This is a genomic window from Streptomyces sp. NPDC001108 (genome assembly GCF_053598535.1).
The window spans coordinates 70,055-88,982 of record NZ_JBSFKL010000020.1 but is presented as its reverse complement, the minus strand read 5'-3'; the positions used below and the strand labels follow the sequence as shown (position 1 = coordinate 88,982).

General features: G+C 71.2%; 20 protein-coding genes and 1 pseudogene. 9 read left to right on the top strand and 12 right to left on the bottom strand.

All coding sequences use genetic code 11. From position 1 onward, the window contains the following. Nucleotides 1-269 precede the first annotated feature (269 nt). From ACWC97_RS30630 to ACWC97_RS30615, 4 genes are all read right to left on the bottom strand, one after another. Nucleotides 270-1,280 (bottom strand): 2,3-butanediol dehydrogenase, encoded by a 1,011-nt coding sequence (locus ACWC97_RS30630; RefSeq protein WP_450652845.1) that lies wholly within the window; start codon nucleotides 1,278-1,280, stop codon nucleotides 270-272. Between the two features lie 220 nt (nucleotides 1,281-1,500). Then, nucleotides 1,501-2,079, bottom strand: a complete 579-nt coding sequence (locus ACWC97_RS30625) for a helix-turn-helix transcriptional regulator (RefSeq protein WP_352281256.1) — start codon at nucleotides 2,077-2,079, stop codon at nucleotides 1,501-1,503. A 1,352-nt stretch (nucleotides 2,080-3,431) separates the two neighbouring features. Then, nucleotides 3,432-3,857, bottom strand: a complete 426-nt coding sequence (locus ACWC97_RS30620) for an ATP-binding protein (protein ID WP_450652843.1) — start codon at nucleotides 3,855-3,857, stop codon at nucleotides 3,432-3,434. A gap of 207 nt (nucleotides 3,858-4,064) precedes the next feature. Continuing rightward, on the bottom strand, nucleotides 4,065-4,658 hold the full coding sequence (locus ACWC97_RS30615) for an ArsR family transcriptional regulator (protein ID WP_450652841.1): 594 nt from the start codon (nucleotides 4,656-4,658) through the stop codon (nucleotides 4,065-4,067). Between the two features lie 140 nt (nucleotides 4,659-4,798). On the opposite strand from ACWC97_RS30615, the gene def reads away from it, so the two are divergent. From def to ACWC97_RS30600, 3 genes are all read left to right on the top strand, one after another. Next, nucleotides 4,799-5,464 (top strand): peptide deformylase, encoded by a 666-nt coding sequence (gene def / locus ACWC97_RS30610; protein ID WP_450652839.1) that lies wholly within the window; start codon nucleotides 4,799-4,801, stop codon nucleotides 5,462-5,464. A gap of 87 nt (nucleotides 5,465-5,551) precedes the next feature. Beyond that, nucleotides 5,552-6,184 carry an HAD family hydrolase gene (locus tag ACWC97_RS30605; RefSeq protein WP_450652837.1) on the top strand — a complete coding sequence of 211 codons (633 nt, stop codon included), beginning with the start codon at nucleotides 5,552-5,554 and terminating at the stop codon, nucleotides 6,182-6,184. Between the two features lie 89 nt (nucleotides 6,185-6,273). Beyond that, nucleotides 6,274-7,476, top strand: a complete 1,203-nt coding sequence (locus ACWC97_RS30600; protein WP_450652835.1) for a HEAT repeat domain-containing protein — start codon at nucleotides 6,274-6,276, stop codon at nucleotides 7,474-7,476. On the opposite strand, the gene ACWC97_RS30595 is transcribed toward ACWC97_RS30600, so the two are convergent. Together ACWC97_RS30595 and ACWC97_RS30590 are read right to left on the bottom strand one after the other, a co-directional pair. Then, nucleotides 7,463-8,293: a M55 family metallopeptidase gene (locus tag ACWC97_RS30595; RefSeq protein ID WP_450652833.1), complete on the bottom strand. Its 831-nt coding sequence runs from the start codon at nucleotides 8,291-8,293 to the stop codon at nucleotides 7,463-7,465. The genes ACWC97_RS30600 and ACWC97_RS30595 overlap by 14 nt on opposite strands. 40 nt (nucleotides 8,294-8,333) lie before the next feature. After that, nucleotides 8,334-8,633, bottom strand: coding sequence for a DUF6191 domain-containing protein (locus ACWC97_RS30590; RefSeq protein WP_450652831.1), 300 nt, complete (start codon nucleotides 8,631-8,633; stop codon nucleotides 8,334-8,336). Between the two features lie 161 nt (nucleotides 8,634-8,794). Between ACWC97_RS30590 and ACWC97_RS30585 the strand changes: the two are divergent. Further along, nucleotides 8,795-9,022, top strand: a pseudogene (locus tag ACWC97_RS30585) (DUF397 domain-containing protein); the annotation flags it as partial. Nucleotides 9,023-9,086: 64 nt separating this feature from the next. Beyond that, nucleotides 9,087-9,452 carry a hypothetical protein gene (locus ACWC97_RS30580; protein ID WP_450652849.1) on the top strand — a complete coding sequence of 122 codons (366 nt, stop codon included), beginning with the start codon at nucleotides 9,087-9,089 and terminating at the stop codon, nucleotides 9,450-9,452. 51 nt (nucleotides 9,453-9,503) lie between these two features. Here ACWC97_RS30580 and ACWC97_RS30575 read toward each other — a convergent pair whose 3' ends face one another. The 3 genes from ACWC97_RS30575 to ACWC97_RS30565 all read right to left on the bottom strand — a co-directional run bounded on the left by ACWC97_RS30575 (nucleotide 9,504) and on the right by ACWC97_RS30565 (nucleotide 12,549). Further along, complete coding sequence (locus ACWC97_RS30575; protein ID WP_450652829.1) at nucleotides 9,504-10,283, bottom strand: SDR family NAD(P)-dependent oxidoreductase; 780 nt, start codon at nucleotides 10,281-10,283, stop codon at nucleotides 9,504-9,506. Beyond that, nucleotides 10,256-10,942: a 4'-phosphopantetheinyl transferase family protein gene (locus tag ACWC97_RS30570; protein ID WP_450652828.1), complete on the bottom strand. Its 687-nt coding sequence runs from the start codon at nucleotides 10,940-10,942 to the stop codon at nucleotides 10,256-10,258. Before ACWC97_RS30570 ends, ACWC97_RS30575 begins: the two co-directional genes overlap by 28 nt. Nucleotides 10,943-11,487: 545 nt before the next feature. Next, nucleotides 11,488-12,549 carry a helix-turn-helix transcriptional regulator gene (locus ACWC97_RS30565; protein WP_450652826.1) on the bottom strand — a complete coding sequence of 354 codons (1,062 nt, stop codon included), beginning with the start codon at nucleotides 12,547-12,549 and terminating at the stop codon, nucleotides 11,488-11,490. 123 nt (nucleotides 12,550-12,672) lie between these two features. Between ACWC97_RS30565 and ACWC97_RS30560 the strand changes: the two genes are divergently transcribed. After that, nucleotides 12,673-13,134: a VOC family protein gene (locus ACWC97_RS30560; RefSeq protein WP_392280048.1), complete on the top strand. Its 462-nt coding sequence runs from the start codon at nucleotides 12,673-12,675 to the stop codon at nucleotides 13,132-13,134. Between the two features lie 13 nt (nucleotides 13,135-13,147). Here ACWC97_RS30560 and ACWC97_RS30555 read toward each other — a convergent pair whose 3' ends face one another. Together ACWC97_RS30555 and ACWC97_RS30550 are read right to left on the bottom strand one after the other, a co-directional pair. Then, the gene (locus tag ACWC97_RS30555) at nucleotides 13,148-13,732 is read right to left on the bottom strand and encodes a GNAT family N-acetyltransferase (protein ID WP_450652823.1); all 585 of its coding nucleotides are present in this window, start codon (nucleotides 13,730-13,732) and stop codon (nucleotides 13,148-13,150) included. Between the two features lie 78 nt (nucleotides 13,733-13,810). Next, nucleotides 13,811-14,221, bottom strand: coding sequence for a VOC family protein (locus ACWC97_RS30550; protein ID WP_385213221.1), 411 nt, complete (start codon nucleotides 14,219-14,221; stop codon nucleotides 13,811-13,813). Between the two features lie 230 nt (nucleotides 14,222-14,451). On the opposite strand from ACWC97_RS30550, the gene ACWC97_RS30545 reads away from it, so the two are divergent. Then, nucleotides 14,452-14,925 (top strand): carboxymuconolactone decarboxylase family protein, encoded by a 474-nt coding sequence (locus ACWC97_RS30545; protein ID WP_450652821.1) that lies wholly within the window; start codon nucleotides 14,452-14,454, stop codon nucleotides 14,923-14,925. Nucleotides 14,926-15,047: 122 nt separating this feature from the next. After that, nucleotides 15,048-16,958 (top strand): alkyl/aryl-sulfatase, encoded by a 1,911-nt coding sequence (locus ACWC97_RS30540; protein WP_450652819.1) that lies wholly within the window; start codon nucleotides 15,048-15,050, stop codon nucleotides 16,956-16,958. A gap of 110 nt (nucleotides 16,959-17,068) precedes the next feature. Here ACWC97_RS30540 and ACWC97_RS30535 read toward each other — a convergent pair whose 3' ends face one another. After that, the gene (locus ACWC97_RS30535) at nucleotides 17,069-17,659 is read right to left on the bottom strand and encodes a cysteine hydrolase family protein (RefSeq protein WP_450652817.1); all 591 of its coding nucleotides are present in this window, start codon (nucleotides 17,657-17,659) and stop codon (nucleotides 17,069-17,071) included. 145 nt (nucleotides 17,660-17,804) lie between these two features. Between ACWC97_RS30535 and ACWC97_RS30530 the strand changes: the two genes are divergently transcribed. Further along, nucleotides 17,805-18,809, top strand: a complete 1,005-nt coding sequence (locus ACWC97_RS30530) for a GlxA family transcriptional regulator (protein ID WP_352279944.1) — start codon at nucleotides 17,805-17,807, stop codon at nucleotides 18,807-18,809. The last annotated feature ends 119 nt before the right edge of the window (nucleotides 18,810-18,928 follow it).

The following is an 18,928-nucleotide window of genomic DNA, read 5'->3' as shown; positions in this document are numbered from 1 at the left end:
GCTACTCAGCGACCACGCCTCCTTCGCCACCGGCAGCCACATCGCAGTCGACGGCGGCATCCTCGCCACCTAAACAACAACACCCCCACCCACACACACCACACACCACACACCAACAACCCAACCCACCAGCACCGACCCCAACCCCACAGAGCCAACCCACAACCACGCGGACCGGCCCACAACCCCAGCACCACAGACCGGCCCACGACCCCGGCACCACGGACCGGCCCCACCGACAACTGACCAACCGGCACCCACGTGGGGTGTCAGGCGCGGGGGTCGACCAGGATCTTGACGGCCGTCTCGTTGTGGTGGATCAAGGTGTCGAAACCCTGGGTAACGAGGTCGTCCAGGCCGATGGTCCTGGTGATGAACGGGGCCAGGTCCACGCGGCCCTCCCGTACGAGTTCGATGGTCTGCGGGTGGGAGTTGACGTAGGCGATGGTGCCGCGCAGGTCGATCTCCTTGAGGACGAGTTTATGCATGTCGAGCGAGGCGGGTTTGCCCCAGATCGAGATGACGGTGATGACGCCGCCGGGCCGGACGGCGTCCATCAGGGTGTCGAGGACGGCGTTGACGGAGGTGGCCTCGTAGGCGACGTCCGCTCCCCTGCCGTCGGTGAGGCGGTGCACCTCTTCGGTGACATCGGTGGTGGCGGGGTCGATGACGTGGTCGGCGACCCCGGTGTCCAGGGCCTTCTGTCGGCGCAGCGAGCTGAGTTCGGTGACCGCGACGCGGATGCCCATGGCCTTGAGTACCGCGCAGGTGAGCAGACCGATGGGGCCGGCGCCGCCGACGAGGGCGAAGTCGCCGGTCTTCGCGCCCGACCGCTGGAAGGCGTGGTAACCGACCGAGAGCGGTTCGATGAGTGCTGCCTGGTCGAGAGGGACGTCGCCGACGGGGTGGACCCAGCGGCGTTCGACAACGATCTTCTCCGCGAGCCCGCCGCCCCGGCCGCCGAGTCCGATGAAGTTCATGTCGGGCGAGAGGTGGTAGGTCGGGTTGTTCTCGCTGGTGTCGACGTCCGGGCGCAGGATGTAGGGCTCCACGACAACGCGGTCGCCCGGCTCCAGATCATCGACGCCCTCGCCGACCGCGTACACCGTGCCCGACATCTCGTGGCCGAGCGTGACGGGCGCGGATTCGCCGGAGACCGGATGCGGATGACCGGCCGGCGGGACAAAGATCGGCCCGTCGAGGTACTCGTGCAGGTCGGTACCACAGATCCCGCAATACGCAACGTCGATCCCCACCGTACCCGGCAGAACAGCAGGCACCGGCACATCCTCGATACGGATATCACCACGGTCGTAATAACGTGCAGCCTTCACCAGGAATCACTCCTTCAACTGTGCACCACCCCCACCCCACCGAGGTGTCCACACCCCTGGATCAACGGTACGGTCCCGCCCGCCCGGCCGCACGCCGTGGCAGCGCACAGGCCAGAGCACGGGCCACGGGCGAGAGGGTGCCCGGGTACGGGGCTCTGCTGCGGGGTCACAGCCAGCCGCGACGGCTGGCCTGGACACCGAGCTGGAAACGGGTCTTGGCACCGAGCATCTCCTGCAGACGGGCGATGCGCCGGGCCACGGTACGCTCGCTCACCTTGAACTCACGGGCGATCGACTCATCGGTCAGCCCCGCACTGAGACAGCTCAGCAACTGCCGCTCCTCCGGGCCCGCCCCGCTCGTGACGGCCGCCCCCACCGGCGGAAGCGGAACGGCGAGCTGCCAGTACGACTCGAACACGCCCACCAACCCGTCCAAGAGCCCCGACTGCTGCACGACCACGCTGTGATGCCCCACACGGTTCGGAGCCGCGACGGACACCACCGCGAACCGGTCGTCACACACCAGGAGATTCAGCGCGACGTCCGGGAACACCCGGGCCCGCTCCCCCCGTGCGACACACGCGTGCGCCACGTCCAACGCCCTCGGATCCTGCAGGACATCGACGCTGTAGACCACCCGGTAGTCAACCCCCCGCCCCAACGCGTCCCACACCCCCGGACCCACCTCCGGCAACCGTTCACCCCCACCCACCGGTCCGATCGACAACGCGCGCACCTCGGACACAGCCCCCTCGTGCACCCACGACTGAACCTCCCCACGTCGCTCGGAAGTATCGACCACCTCCACATACCCCGACCCCACCGTGTGATCGAGCCAGTACCGCGACAGAGCCACAGCACTCTCGTACGCGACCCTCGCCTCACGCGCACGCCGCTCCGCAACCGCCTCCAACGCCGCCCGGGGCGGCTGCGCCACCAACCTGCCTCCCACACACGACACCAACCCGATCGCACCCAGCTCGGCAACCGCGTCCCACAACGCACCCGCCGACACCCCCACCAGCCTCGACCCCGACCCAGGCCCCGTTTCAGGCCCAGGCGCCCCGACGAGCTCGTCCGCGGTCCGCGGCCCCCGCTCCACCAACGCGAGATAAACAGCCTCCGCACCTGCGGACAGACCAAGATCCTGCAACGGACGCACCGTACGCATATCCCCCCGAACCCGGCGGCACCCCACGGCGCCACTCCCCCGACCCACCCCTTGCCCGGGGCCGTCGCCCTACCAGAAACCACCAACCGGACGCCCGGGGAGCACCCCTCCGATCACCCCGAACGACACAGCAAGCGGCACAAATGAAAACACCCCACCGACACCAGTGCACACGTGTGGGGGGGGTGGGGCGGCGGACATGCCCGCGACCGGGAACAGCCGCGGACAGCAGGGGGACGTCCGGCCACCGCGCCCGCACAGACGGCAAGTGGGGGAAGCCGTCGGGCATTCCGCCCGTGCGGGACCAGTGCGACAGTGCCGGCGGAACAGTGCCGGTACAGGGCAGCCGGGTCAGACAGCTCGGAAACTGTAAAGAGCACCCTTACTCACCCAGGAATGAAAACCCAGAGAAGGCTCGCTGTGCACCGGAGTACCCGAACAATCCGCGCCCCGGAAGAACTCCACCCGCCGATCCGTCATATTCATATCGGCCAGCACGCCGAACGGCACATTCACACAACCCCCATTCAAACCCTCATACAAAACCCACCGCCCCGTAAAAGCCCCCTCCCACACGCACAAACTCCCCACGGCCCCGCACTCCGACACATCCACCCCGACCGACACACCGGGAGCAGACGGGCCGGGAGCCGCCGACGCAGTGCCCGACACCCCGCCCAGCAACACCCCACACATCACCGCGACACCAGCAACAACCCGCCTCAGCCCCTGAACGCGCATCCTTCACTCCTCACAACAACACACAACCGGAGAACGAACGCCGCCAAGCCTCACCTCAACCCCACGCTTAATCAAGACACCAAACTCACCCATAAAGAACAGGACCAGAAAACCGCGCACCGATTAACCACACCAACGCCCGCGAACCACACACAAATCCGGAACCACCCAAACCAGGTCCCAATTCACTCGACAGCGCCAAGCAGCGCAAACCGTACGACGACGCTCTTCCCCGGCCCGTCGGCGGCGGGGACAGTCCGTACGTCGCCGCAGTAGTCGTGCGCGAGAGCCGTCACCACCGCGAGCCCCTGACGGGGCGCGAGACCGGTCAGGGGCACTGGGCGCGGGTCCCTGTCCCGGACGGTGATCGTGAGGAGGTAGCCCTCCAGGACCAGGCCGACACGCACATCCGGCGAACAGCCCGCGTGGAGCACCGCGTTGGAGACGAGTTCGGCCACCACCCGCAGCGCCGCGCCGAAGAGCGCGGAGCCCGGCACGAACCCGGCCCCGGCCAGCCATCGCCCACTGCGGTTCCGGGCCACCCGTACCGACCCGCGGACCGGCGGCAGGTCCCAGAAAAGACTGGTGCGGGGAGCGGGCAGAGACGGCATCACGCCCACCCCGCCCCGGTGCCCCGGCGCAGCAGCCGGTCCCCCGTGCCCCTCATGCCTGTCCCCCGTCCCCTCGCCGCCGGCCGGGCACCGGTTGGGCGAAGTCACCAATTGCAGAACTCTGCAGACGTAACGGCGACAGCCGACCGACCGGTCACGGCACCGGAGTGCGCGGTCGGATGTTCGAGGTGCGGCGACCGGGTGCGCTCAGGGCGTCGGTGGCCGGTCCTCCGAGTGGGGCAGCAGGGGGAACAGACGGGTGATGAGGGCGACCGGCCGGGCGTCACCGGGCCGGGCCAGGGGCCGCTGCTCGCGGTCCCGGTAGGGCGCCAGTGCCTGCCGGACCGCGTCCGCGACCCGGCCCATCTCCTCGGGTGTCAGATAGGCGACCTCACTGAATGCCTCGTCGTGGCGCCAGCGGGGCGGCACGGTCTCCCGCCGGTCCAGCCATCGCTGCCAGCTCTCGTCCTCCAGCCCCCGGGCCAGATCACCGAAGCCGCCACCGTTGCCGTCGGGGTCCGGGGCGTCCGGGGCGTCCCGTCGCAATCGCCAGGGGCGCGCTCGACCCCCGGTATGCGGGGCCTCCTCGATGTGCCCGTGCCGGGCGAGCTGGCGGAGGTGGAACGAGCAGAGGCCGGAACTGTGGCCCAGCCGGGCGGCGGCTTCGGTCGCCGTGGCCGTGCCGACTTCGGCGAGCAGGGCGAGCAGGGCCGTGCGGACTTCGTGCTCGGGCAACACCGCGTCGGCGCGAACGCTCCGGCCGGTCGAAACGTTCGGAGCGTTCTGATCATCCACTGTCACTTTGCAAAGTCTGCTACTTTGCAAAGCAGTTGGCAAGCGGTGTCCCCTGCCCGACCGCCGTCCCCCGTGAGGGTCCTGCACCTCTCCTGCGGTGTGCGCGGGAAGGCGGGAAGGGCGGTGTACGAGAAGAGGAGTCGGCCATGTCCGTCCGCCCCGAGCGTATCCGTCCCGACGACCGGCGTGTCCGCGTGCAGGGCCACCCCGTCGACACGTATCCGGTGCTGCCGCCGGAGGCGGGGCGGGGCTCGTTCCGCAGGGTCACGGTGACGGGCGAGGAGGTTCTCGGGCGCCCGTGCCAGGAGGTGACCGGGTTCGGGACGCCGGAGCTGTCCACGCTGATCGACGACATGTTCCTGACCATGCACGTGGCCGAGGGGGCAGGGCTGGCGGCCAATCAGGTCGGGGTCGGGCTGCGGTTGTTCGTGTACGACTGCCTGGACGACCACGGAGTCCGCCACGTCGGCCATGTCGTCAACCCGGTCCTGGACCTGCCCGGTCCGGACGGCCGCCGGCTGGTCGAGGAGTACGAGGGCTGCCTGTCCGTGCCCGGTGCGGCCAAGGTGGTCCCCCGCACCGACCGAGCCGTGGTCCGCGGGTTCGACAAGGACGGGGCCCCTCTCGTCGTCGAGGGGACGGGGTACTTCGCCCGGTGCCTGCAGCACGAGACCGACCATCTCTTCGGGCACACCTACCTCGACCGCCTCTCCCGGCGGGACCGGAAGGACGCGCTGCGACAGATGACGGACCGCCAGGACGAGGTCTTCGTCGGGCGGACGGAGCGGCTGGCCCGACTGGTACGGGGCTGACCCGCCCCCGGCAGCCGCCCATCCGTCACCGGTGGCCCGGCCCCTGCCCCGTGCCCGACTCCGCCACCCCCGTGCTATGCAAGGGCGATGATCTCTCCCCCGACCGCCCCCGGGCCCTTCGACGCGGTGCTGTGCGACCTCGACAATGTGATCCGCTTCTACGACACGTCGGCGCTGACCCGTCTGGAACGCGAGGCCGGGCTCCCGCAGGGCACGACCGAGCAGGTGGCGTACGCTCCGGAGTTCGACCTGCCGCTGCTCCTCGGCACGATCACCGAGGAGCAGTGGGTGGATTCTGTCGCGGCCCGTCTCGCGCAACGGATACCGGAGGGCCGGGCGCGCGGGCTGGCCACAGCACTGGCCGGGGCCCCGTTCCGGGCCGATGGTGTCGTGGTGGGCCTGCTGCGCCGCGTACGGGAGCACCTTCCCCTGGTACTGGTGACCAACGCGACCGTGCGGCTGGAGGAGGACCTGACGGCCATGGGCCTGGCAGGGCTCGCACACCACGTCGTCAGCAGCGCCCGGGTGGGGGTGGCCAAACCGGACCGGCGGATCTACGAGATCGCGGCCCTGCGGGCGGGGGCCCACCCGGACCGGTGCCTGTTCGTGGACGACCGGTCGGAGAACGTCCGGGCCGCGGCGGCGCTGGGGATGACCGGCCTCCACTACCGCGAACCGGCCGACCTGCACGGACCACTGGGCTACCTCCTGGGCATCTGACCCGGCCTCTCCGGGGCACCCGGGAGAGGCCGACATGAGAGGCGGCGGCTCAGGAACGGCCGCAGGGCGAGGAAGAGGTGCGGGCGGAGATGACGAGGGACGCGGACGGGTTCTCCCCGTCGCCGCTGCCGGACTCCACCGTCCGGGTGGTGCACACCTGGGCCGACGACCCCGCCCTGGCTGCGCACCGCCTCGACGGTCTGCTGCGGGCGGCGACACCGGCCGAGCTGATGCGCCTCGAATCGGGCTACCGCGGCCGACACTACGGTCTCGGCTTCCTCGGAGGCGTCTCGTCATCCGAAGACCTGACGGGCGACGGCACCGTTCCCGGAAACCATGCCCTGGCGGTGGCGGCCCTGATGTCGTTCGACCGTTCCGGATATCTGCGCGAGGCCGGTGTCGCCCGGCTCGCGCAGGCACCCGAAGAGGATTCCTTCCCCGTTCCGTTCCTCCTGCTGCGCCTCAACGACCCGGTCGGACACGTGCGGGACCTCGCGCGGGACGCGGTGACCGCCCGGCTGGGCGCCGGGCACGTGGGGCTCCTCGTCGAGCTGCTGCCGTTCCTGGACAAGCTGCGCGGACGCCACAGGGCCGGCCGCCTGCTGACCGTGGTGGAGGATCTTCTGCTGCGGTCCGGCACACAGGCGATGTGGGAGGGCGTACGGTCGGGTGACGCCCCGCTCCGGGCGTCGTGTCTGCGCCGGCTGGCCCGCACCGATCCCGTCCCGGCCGTCACCGCCGCCTTCGCGACCCGGGACCCGGCCCTGTGGCAGTGGGCCGCCCGCACGGCCACGTCCAAGCGGCTCGCACCGGCCGATCAGGACGCGGTCCTGCCCTGCCTGGAGCACAGCAGCAGCCCCCGCATCCGTCTGCGGGGGCTGCGGGCCCGGGCCCGCCGGGCGGACGGGGAACCGCATCTGCGCCGGGCCATGCTCGACAAGGACGCCCGGGTCCGCTACCACTCCCGCGCCGCCCTGTACGCCCTCGGGCACACGGACCTGGCACCGCAGGTCTACCGCGACGCGCTCAAGGCCGCCTCCCCGCCCGACGCGGTCCTCATCGGCGCCCTGGGCGGGTTGTCCGACCTCGGGACGGCCGACGACGTGCCCCGGGTCGTCGACCTCCTCGCCCACCCCAGGGTGCTCGTACGCGCGGAAGCATGGCGCACCCTGGGCATCCTGGACCCCCGGGAACCGGAGCGCAGGGCCGCCCTGCTGACCGGCGACCCCGGCGGCAGGGTGCGGCGCCACCTCCCGGCCCGCCCGAACGGCGTTGGCGCTACCGAGGCTTGATGGTGGCGAGCTGGGCGAGCAGCAGGACCAGGCGGTACGCCTCGGCGAAGTCGGCCGCGGTGAAGGCGACGGTGCGGCCGTCCCCGGTACGCGAGACACCGGGCACGAGGACGGCGAGGTCGACGGTGACCGGCGAATAGAGGTCGACCTCGACGTCCAGCGGTCCGGTGAGGGCGAGCGGGAGGACCTGGGCGCGGCGTGCGAGGGCTTCGGCGGCCGTACGGCGCAGGAGTTCCCGGGCCTCCTCGGGGTGGAGGGTGACGGCGGCGGCCTGGCCGAGGGCTTCCTTGACCGCGACGGTGGCCGCGGCGGGGACCAGGTCGCGCAGTTCGGCGCAGGCGCGGTCGTCGCCGCTGAGCAGGACGACCGGGGCGCCGAGGTGGCCGGCCATGGCGGTGTTGAGACCGATCTCGCCCATGGAGCGCCCGGCGACGCGCACGTCGAGGATGCCGTCGTTCATGGTGTGGGCGAGGACGGCCGGGCCGCCACCGGAGCGGGCGTGGTAGCCGATGAGGAGAACCGCGTCGGTGTGTTCGTCGAGGCCGCCGAGCATGCCCAGCGGGCGCGGTTTGCCCCGTACGAGCCGGGCGCGCCGGTCGAGTTGTTCGGGCAGCAGGTTGCGGAACGGGCCGTGTGCGTCGGCGACCCGCACCGCGGCGGTGGGTTCGGCGTCCAGGACGCCGGCGATCACACTGTTCGCTTCGGCCGTCATCAGTGCGCGGCCGCGTTCGTAGTCGTAGGCGTCCGGGTTGGTCTCGGTGGGGTGCACGACCCCTGAGACGCCCTCCATGTCGACGGAGATCAGCACGTTCGTCATTCCGGGAGCCTATTGTGCGTGGCCGCGTACGCGGGGCCGGTCAGGGGTTTCGGGGCAGGCGGATCACCGCCGAGCCGCGCTCCAGGTCCGCCTCGGTGCGGTGGGGCGGGGCACCGTCCTCCTCGTCGTCCAGCAGGACCAGGGCCGTCTGCCGTTCCTTGAGTTCGTTCTGCTTGCCCGCCGAGAAAGTGGCGTGCAGCTGCTCGAAGCCGGTCGCGGAGACCTGCCCCTGGCGGGCGCCGTTGCGCCAGGGCAACAGCCCGGCCCGGCCCGCCCGCAGGAGCACCTGGTCCACCAGGGCGAGCGCGGTGAGCAGCAGGACCAGCCCCGGCAGTGTCATGAAGACGAGGAATCCCTCCCGGTGGCCCCGGCCGGGGTGTCCGTTCCACCGGCCGGGTCCACACGGTCGCCGGAACCTCCGACGGATGGCCGACCACAACCCGACAGCTCCGACAGCCGACCGGCAAGCCGCCGACAGCAGGGCGACGTCCGACTGTCGGCATGCTTTTCCTCTCCTGCGCAGAGTCCGCGCAGCGGGGGCAGCTCGAACGGGAAAGCCTGTCCGTGGTGCCTCTACCGACCGCCTCCCACCAGTTGCAGGCTGAATCACTTTCCCGGGCGGAATCCGTGGCCGTGATCAAGCAGCGCGGCGTCGTCCTCGTACGCGACTCCAAGCGCCCCGCCGCCACGGCACTGAACGTGCCGACCGCGTCGTTCGCCGCCCTCGTGGCCGGAGTGAAGGCCGAGGACTTCGACACCGCCCGAGGCGCCCGTTCTCTGGCACGCTGTCCGGGTGGAAGAGGACGGCTGGTACTACGACAACGGCGAGGAACTGCCCGGAGCCCCGGCGGCGGACGACGTGGAGCACAGGGTGGTCGTGGAACGGGTCTACGGACTGGCCTGGCGGAGGTTCACGCCTGCGGACTGGGAAACGCTGCGACAGATCTACGAGGGGCTGCCCGGCTGGCAGCCGCTGTCCGGCGACGGCGCGCGTTGGTTCTCACCGACGGAGGACCGGGACCCCCATCTGTGGGCTTCGGTCGAGCCCTCGGGACTCCAGGTCGCCGGGGTGCTGACGCGGGGCCTCTGGCGGGAATGGGACGCCCGATTCCGCCACGAGGTCATCGGTCGGGACCTGCCCCGGTACATCTGCGCGTGAGGGCTGTGCACCGGTGGTTTCCCCTTCTCCACTCGGGTGGTTGATGTCCGGTCAGGTGGCGCCGCCGTCGACGGGGATGCAGGCGCCGGTGATGCCGGAGCCGGTGCGGGAGGCCAGGAGCAGGACGGCGGCGGCGACCTCCTCGGGGCGGGTGAGGCGGCCGGTGGCGGTGCGGTCGGTGAAGTGGCGGACCAGGTCGGGACCCGCGAGGTGCTCGAAACGGCCGGGGTGGCTGCTGTGAGAAGCCTGCCCGGTGGGCGGGGCGGTCTCCACGGCACCGGGGCACACGCAGTTGGCGGTGATGCCGTACGGGCCGGTCTCCTTGGCGAGGACGCGGGTGAACCCGATCAGGGCGTGCTGGGCGGCGGCGTAGGCGCACAGGCCGGGATCGGGGTCGCGGCCCTCGACGGAGGAGATGGTGATGACGCGGCCGAAGCGCTGCGGGATCAGGTGGGTCAGGGCGTGGCGGGTGGTGTAGAGGACGGGGTCGAGGTTGCGGGCGAGGGTGTGGTGCCAGGTTTCGTCGGTGGTTTCGGTGACGGGGGTGGGAGCGGGGGCGCCGCCGACGTTGTTGACGACGATGTCGAGGTGTCCGTAGCGCTCGACCGTTTCGTCGACGGCGCGTTCGGCGTCGGCCCGGTCGGTGGCGTCGGCCACGCACAGGGCGATGCCGTCGCCGGGGCCGAGACGGGCGAGGGCGGTGCGGCCGCTGTCCCGGGAGCGGCCGGTGATGAGGACGCGGGCGCCGTGGGCGTGGAGGGTGTGGGCGATGGCCAGGCCGGTTCCCCGGGTGCCGCCGGTGATCAGTGCCGTCCTGCCGGTGAGGTCCATCGGGTCTCCCGTCGTGGGCGGGGCGGGGGCTGGTGGAGGGCGAGGGTGACCGTGTGGGGCGCTCCGGGCAGGGTCAAGGGGATCAACTGCCAGCCGTGCGGCGTCGTGTCGTGACCGATGCGGGCCAGGCAGAGGCGGGGACGCAGGGCGATCTCGGTGTCGACGAGTGCCCGTAGGAGGGACCAGCCCAGAGCCTTGGCGACGGCTTGCCGGGCCGTCCACAGCGTGAGGAACTCCTCCCTGCGCAGGGCCACGGGCCGGCCGGGGGGCGCGGTGTCCTCCCCGGGCCGGAGTGCGGACCGCAGCAGGTGCGGCGGAGGCATGGAGGCGAGGTGCTCGATGCCGATACCGATGCGGGTGGTGTCCCGGGGAGACGGGAGCAGGGCGGCGACGGTCACGGGGCCGCAGTGGGCGGCGGCCAGGCGCAGGGGCAGCAGGTTCTGTCCCGGGGCGAGTTCGGGCCGGCCGAGAGGGTCGCGGACCACGGTGACGGAGGTGACGGGGCGGGCCTGGCGGAAGGCGACGGCGTGGCGCAGCAGGGTCCGGCCGGGCAGCGGGCGGCCGTGCGGAGCTACGTACCACCAGAGATCGACGGGGCCCGCCGCGGTGGGTATCCGGCGATGGCGGGCACCGGTGAGGGTGTGCGCGGGCGGGGTCACGGGGTGTCGATCCGGGTGCGGGCGGCGGTGCGGGACACGCGTCCGCCGGGTGGGCGGGGGTTCTGCCCCGGGGGGCAGAACGGCACGGCACTCGGCCAAGGCGACTCCTCTACGCAGGGTGTGGTGCCCGGGGATTTCCGGGAAGGCCCGGGCCCGGGAGGGCAGTGCGGGGTGGCCCCGTTCCATGGCGCGTGGACGGGGGCAGCGGCGCGCACTGTCGGATCCAGCGGCACAGGATCAGGAGGGGGCGGAGAAGGGAGCTGTGCCGACCGGGGCATGGTGCCAGGACGAGGAGAAAGGGACGTATGTGGGGCCACCCCGTACACGCACAGTCAACGTACGGTTCGGCGGTGCACATGGTCATCACCCACACGGATGACAGAGAAGCGCGCGGAACCGGAGCCCCACCACCCTGTACGCGGGCGCAGGAGCGGGGGCGCCCGGTGCGCCCGAGCCGGTGCGCTCCGGGCGCGGCGCGGCGGGAATGACGCCCAAGGGCTGCAGTCCCCCGCCCGTACAACCCCGTTGCAGGGCGGGGGTGTTGCTCATGGTTTCGGGACATCCGGGCGGGGCCGTCCCCCCTCCGGGGGTGCGGGTGGAGGATGGGCGGCGGCCAGCAGTCTGCCGGCCAGGGCACGGCAGCGGTCGCCCAGGTCCGGCGGATCGAGTACCTGGAACTCGTGTCCGAGCAGAAGGACATGCAGGATCACGGAGTCCAGGTCGGCCGCACCGCTGACCACCTCACAGCGCTCCTCGCCCCGCGGGTGCACCACGGCCGCCGACACCGGGACCTGCGCACGGACCGTCGCGGCGGGGGCGTGCACCAGGAAACGGGCCCGGTGCGGGTAGACGCGGCTCACAACGCCCTCCTGCACGTAGGACGCCGCGTCAGGAGCAGGGCGCGGGACGAAGCGCCAGGTCCGGGCAGTCACCCCGGACATCCGATCGACGCGGAAGGTGCGCCAGCCATCACGGTCGAGATCCCACGCCAGCAGGTACCAGCGCCGGTCGGAGGCGACCAAGCGGTAGGGCTCGACACGGCGCGCGGCCACTACGGCCCCGGACGGATAGTCGAAACCGGCCTCGGTCCGGTCGCGGCATGCCCGGGCCAGCGTCATGAGCGCCTCGGGATCGGCCGGGGCACGCCCCTGGCCGAAGGACTCCACCGACACGGTCAGCGCCCGTACCTCCTCGCGCAGCCGGGCGGGCAGGACCTGGTCGAGTTTGGTCAGCGCACGCAGCGCCGCATCACTTCCGCCTCTCCCTTCCCCGCCCCCGGCTCCGGTCCCGGCGGTGTCCGTGGTGGCGGGGTTCTCCGCGCCGAGGAGCAGACAGACGGCGGTCGCGATCGCCTCCTCGTCGTCGAGAAGGAGAGGTGGGAGCCGTTGTCCGGGGCCCAGGCTGTACCCGCCCCGGACCCCCAGGGCGGCGTGCACGGGGTAGCCGAGTGTGCGCAGTCGTCCGATGTCGCGCCGCACGGTGCGCGGGGTGGTGTGGAGCCGTGCGGCCAGTTCGGGGCCGGTCCAGGTGTTCTGCTGCTGGAGCAGGCCGAGGAGGGCGAGCACCCGTTCCGTCGTCCCTCGCTCGGGGCTGTCGGTCGCGTCCATGCGGATCACTCTGCCAGGAAAAGCGGACCGGTTCTGTCCTCCTTCGATGTCAGGGTGTTCCTGGTCCTCCCGCCGGCACGGTCCTGTGCCGGCGGGCAAGTTCGCTGTGAACGGAGTTCTCCGATGAGCCGTGACATCCAGGTCACTTTCGATGCCCGAGACCCGCGTGCGCTGTCGTGCTTCTGGCGCGACGTGCTGGGTTACGTCCACCCGGGGCCGCCCGGGGTGGAGGTGCCCGAGGGCGGTGACCCGCTGGCGGCGTGGGACACCTTCCTTGCCGGGATCGGGGTGCCGCAGGAGCAGCGCAACGCGCGGTCGGCGATCGAGGACCCGCGGGGGCTCGGTCCCCGGGTGTTCTTCCAGCGGGTGCCGGAGGGCAAGGAGGCCAAGAACCGGGTCCATCTCGATGTCCGTGCGGCACCGGGGCTGGCCGGCGGCGAGCGGATGGCGGCGCTGGAGGCCGAGTGCGCCCGGCTCGTGGCCCTGGGGGCCAGCCGGGTGCGTCGTGACGAACCCGCTCCCCCGCTGAGCGCCGGGTTCATCGTGATGGCCGACCCCGAGGGCAACGAGTTCTGTCTGGACTGATCCGCCCCGGAGGTCAGCGGGGTTCCGGGCGGGGGCGGGCGGCCTGGAACTCGGCCGCGGTGATGCCGAGCAGGACGACGTCGTGGTAGGTGCCCGCGATGAACTCGTGCCGGCGCAACCGTGCCTCCTCGGAGAATCCCAGTGCGCGGTGCAGGGCGAGGGAGGCGTCGTTGAAGGCGTAGACCTCCACCTCGCACTTGTGGCAGCGCTGTTCGGTGAACATGTGGGCCAGAACCAGGCACACCGCTTCGGTGGCGTAGCCCTTGCGGCGGTGTCCACGGGCGATCTCGATGCCGGTCATGAACCGGCCGGCGCGGGTGTCGGTGTGGGCGACGGTCACCGATCCGGCGAAGTCCTGGTCGTCGAGTGTCTCGACGACCAGGCGGAACGTGTCGCCTCCCGGCGGGCGCAGGGACCGTTCGGTGGTCCAGGCGCGGAATCCGGCGGCGGAGCGCGGGGGGTCGACGGGGCCGGCGGCGCGGGCGTCGTCGGTGTCGCGGGCCAGGTCCCGGAAGCCCTCCCAGTCCTCGGGCTCGACCCCGCGCAGGCGTATCCGTTCGCCCACCCATCCATCGCCCGTACCGTGGGTGCGGTCCATCGTTCTCCCCGTCCGTGTGGAGCCCCTCGTGCGCGTGGACGGGGGCGCGTGTGTTCCCGGTCGTGCGGCCGGGAGGGGTCAGCGGAGTTCCTGGATGCGGACCAGGTTGCCCGCGGGGTCGCGGAAGGCGCAGTCGCGCATGCCGTAGGGCTGTTCGGTGGGTTCCTGGACGACTTCGGCGCCGCGCGACTCGACCTGGCCGAAGACGGTGTCGAGGTCGTGGGTGGCCAGCAGGATCCAGCCGTAGGTCCCCTTGGCCATCATCTCGGCGATGGTGCGGCGTTCGTCCTCGGTGATGCCGGGATCGGCGGCCGGCGGGGCCAGAAGGATCGATGTGCCGGGCTGACCGGCGGGACCGACCGTGATCCAGCGCATCCGGCCCTGGCCGACGTCGTTGCGGACCTCGAATCCGAGGACGTCGCGGTAGAAGACGAGGGACTGCTCCGGATCGTCATGCGGGAGAACGCTCGTGTGGATGGTGATGTCCATGGCGATCATGCTAAGGACTGCCTTTCGTCCCGCGCGCCGGACACCACGAACGACATATGACGGACCACCGAACATGGACGGCAAACGGTGGGCGGAAGCGACCGTGCCGGTCCGCGTCGGCCCGGCACACCCAGGATGGCGAGACCCAGATCACATCCAGGGTTGTCACATCGGGGCGGCCCGTCCCGTCACAGGAGTGAGGACACGGACACACACGAAGGAGCACGACGATGGACGCCCGAATCGACTACTTCACCGACCCGACCATCAGCAAGGCCCTGAAGCACGTCACCGCGGTGGGCAGGATCCTCAGGCAGTCGCCGCTTCCCGCGGTGGTGCAGGAACTCGTCGCGCTGCGGGTGAGCCAGATCAACGGCTGCGCCTTCTGCATCGACATGCACACCAAGGAAGCCGCCGCTGCCGGCGAAACCCCGGTACGACTGAACCTGGTCGCCGCATGGCGGGAGGCCACCGTCTTCACCGAAGCCGAGCGGGCCGCACTCGAACTGGCGGAACAAGGCACCCGCATCGCGGACGGGGCCGACGGAGTCACCGACGCCGTGTGGGCGAAGGCGGCCGAGCACTACGATCAGGAGCAGCTCGCCGCCCTCGTCCTCCTGGTGTCCTTCATGGGCACGGTCAACCGGCTGAACGTCCTCTCCCGTCAGCCGGCCGGTTCCTACGAACCCGGCCAGCTCCACTGAGACGGTTCGCCCACACGCACCCGCGCCAGCAGTGACACGGGGGGCGCGGGGGCCGGGTGAGGGTTGCCGCAGGCCGGGCGAGCCTCGGAGCGTTTCACGGGAAACCGGACAATCCTTTCCGTATGACGCACACACCGGTTCCCGCGCACGCGCCGAAGCCCCCGCACCCGTCCGTCGTCCGCCGGCACATGGAACTGCTGGAGAGCCTCCCCTTCGGAGACACGCAGGACTTCGAGGACGCCGCGCGCGGACTGATCGCGCGATGGGTACCGGGGGCCGTCACCACGGCGGACGGCACGGCGGTATGGGACGGTGACACGTACGCCTTCCTGGACGGCGAGGCCCCCGACACGGTGAACCCGAGCCTGTGGCGCCAGTCCCGGCTGGTCGCCGAACAGGGACTGTTCGAGGTCGTCGAGGGCATCTACCAGGTACGCGGCCTGGATCTGTCGAACATCACGTTCGTCGAGGGCGACACCGGCGTGATCGTCATCGACCCGCTGATCTCGACCGAGACCGCCGCCGCGGCGCTGGCCCTGTACCGCGAACACCGGGGAGAACGCCCCGTGAGCGCGGTCGTCTACACCCACTCGCACGTCGACCACTTCGGCGGGGTGAAGGGAGTCACCACGCAGGAGGACGTGGACGCGGGGCGGGTCCCGGTGATCGCGCCGGAGGGGTTCACCGAGCACGCGGTCGCCGAGAACGTGTACGCGGGCACCGCCATGGCCCGGCGCGCCGCCTACATGTACGGGGCGGCGCTGACACGCGGGGCACGGGGCCAGGTGGGGGCCGGCCTGGGCCAGACGACGTCCACCGGAACCGTCACCCTGATCCCGCCGACCCTGTCCGTCACCACGACCGGGCAGGAGGAGACCGTCGACGGGGTGCGGATGGTCTTCCAGATGGCCCCCGACACCGAGGCACCGGCCGAACTCCTCATCCACTTCCCCGCCTCCAGGGCCCTGTGCGCGGCCGAGGACGCCACCCACACCCTGCACAACCTCCTCACCCTGCGCGGGGCCGTCGTCCGCGACCCCAACGCCTGGTCGAAGGCGCTCACCGAGACGATCGGCCTGTTCGGCGACGGGACCGATGTCGTGTTCGCCTCGCACCACTGGCCGGTCTGGGGCCGGGAAAGGGCGGTAACGTTCCTGGAAACCCAGCGCGACCTGTACGGCTATCTCCACGACCAGTCGCTGCGCCTGATCAACAAGGGCTGGACGGGCGCCGAGATCGCCGAGCATCTCCAACTGCCGCCCGCCCTGGAGAACGCCTGGCACACGCGCGGCTACTACGGCTCGGTCAGCCACAACCTCAAGGCCGTCTACCAGCGTTACATGGGCTGGTTCGACGGCAACCCCGCCCATCTGTGGCAGCACCCCCCGGCCGAGGCGGCACGGCGGTACGTCGCGTTCATGGGTGGCGCGGACACCGTGGTCGAGAAGGCACGCGGTTCGTTCGACGCGGGCGACTTCCGCTGGACGGCCGAAGTCGTCAGCCACGTGGTCTTCGCCGATCCCGGACACATCGCGGCCCTGGAACTGCTCGCCGACACCTTCGAACAGCTCGGCTACGGGGCGGAGAACGGAACCTGGCGCAACTTCTACCTCTGTGGCGCCGCCGAACTGCGCGAAGGGCGGTTCGGCACACCGACCCTCGTGGCGTCACCCGACATCGTCGCCAACCTCACCCCACCGATGCTGTTCGACGCGCTCGCCGTCCGGGTCGACGGCCCCAGAGCCTGGAACGAACACATCACCATCGATATCCATCTCACCGACACCCGCGACCGCTACCGCCTGCGCCTGGCCAACGGAGTCCTCACCCACACCATGGCCCCCCAGAAATCCGCCCCGGACGTCACCCTCTCCGCGACAGCCGCCTCACTGGCCACCCTCGCGGGACAAGGACTCGACCCGCAAGAACTGGAGAGCACGGGGATCCGGGCCGAGGGCGACCTGTCCGCGCTGACCCGTCTCGCCGCACTCCTCGACCCCGGCGACCGGAACTTCCCCCTCGTCACCCCCTGACGCCCCCTGCCCCGGCGCCTCCCCCACCGGCGGGCCGGGCGTGGCAGCGTGGCGGCCCGGAAACCAGACCCCCGCGGACCTGCACGCCCGCCCGCCCGGAGCCCGGCGGATCAGCCCAGGGCGTCACCACTCGCCACCACAACACCGTAGAGATCACGAATCACAGCAAGCCCGCTGCTGTGCACCTGGTCGGCACCCAACTCCGCACCCAGCACCGGCAATCCACGCGACGCGCAGGCGTTGGCCACCACGGTGGGGCGGTTGCCGCGCAGGAACGCCCCCTGCGCGGTGAACGTCACGCACATGTGCGTCATGAATCCGATGACGACGACGTCCTGGTGCCCGGCGGCGTCCACATGGTCGCCCAGGTCCGTACCGACAAAGGCGTCCGGAGCCTTCTTCCGCACGACCCGCTCACCCTCCGTCGGCGCCACATCGGGATGGATCCCGCCGGTCCACGCCTCGACGTCGTACAGGCTCCCCTGCCCGCCGTCGTGGACGACGTGAATCACCTCCGCGCCCACCTCCCTGGCCCGTGCCAGGAGCTCGGCCGCGGTGTCGAGCGCGGCCCGCCACCCCTCCAGCTCCAACTCACCACGGGTGTAGGTGTTCTGGTAGTCCACCAGGATCAAGGTCGACTCCGCGAGTTTCGCGGGGGTCTCGTCGAGACCGGTGAGCTCACGCAACGTCTTCGTGGCCATGAAAGATCCGCCTCAGGTCGTGTTCCAGGGATACGCAAGGAACGCTACGACCACCCGCACGTGTCGGCAATGCCGTCTAACATGCAGAAACCGACATCGCCGATCGGCCCGGCCGCCGACGGCAACCGAGCGCCACGGAGACCCCATGAACACCACCGAACGACTCGTCGTCATCGTCCTGTTCGACGGCGTCGACCTCCTCGACGTGACCGGGCCGCCCGAGGTGTTCGCCCTCCACCGACGCGACCAGAACGGCGCGGTGGGCTACACCGTTCTCCTCGCCGCCGAGACCAACGACCCCGTCACCACCTCCGCCGGGGTCCGGGTCCTGCCCGACGCGACCTTCGGGGAGGTGGCGGGCCGGAGCATCGACACCCTGCTGGTTCCCGGCTCGGTCGAGACCGGCGCCGACGGCCGGGTCCGCGCCCTGACCGACCCGGCCGTGGTCACACGGGTACGGGAACTGGCCACAGCGTCCCGGCGGATCGCGTCGGTCTGCGTCGGGGCGCACATCCTCGCCGCCGCCGGATTGCTGGACGGGAAACGGGCCACCACCCACTGGTCGACCGCCGCCCAACTCGCCGAGGAGCACCCTCGGGTACGGGTCGACGCCGACCCGATCTTCATCCGCGAGGGCGAGGTGTGGACCGGCGCGGGCATCAGCTCCTGCCTCGACCTGTCGCTCGCCCTGGTCTCCGAGGACTTCGGCGAGGCCGCCGCGCTGCGCGTGGCCCGGCAGCTCGTGATGTACCTGAAGCGGCCGAGCGGGCAGAGCCAGTTCAGCGTTCCGCTGGAGCCGCCGTCCACGACCCGGCGCATCGAGGACCTGCGCCACCACATCATGGACCGGATCGGTGAGCGGCTCACCGTCGCGGACCTCGCCGCGTACGCGCATGTCGGCGAGCGGCAGCTCACCCGCATCTTCAAGTCCGAGCTGGGAACCACCCCCAGCTCCTACATCGAGTCGATCCGGGTCGAACGGGCGCGCAGCCGCCTGGAGTCCACCGACGACACCCTCGAACGGATCGCGTCCGCCTTCGGGTTCAACACCACCGACACCCTCGTACGGGCGTTCCGGCGCAAGCTCGGCACGACCCCGACGGAGTACCGGATGCGGTTCCGCACCGGTCCGGGCGCCGCCGGGACGTGAGCGCGCACCGTTCCCGGCGGCCACCCGAGCCCGGTCGGCGTGAACAGCCGCCCACTTCGGCGGGATCCGTACTACATGCACCCTCCCAGCAGCTACCGTACGTACACGGCACGTTGCCC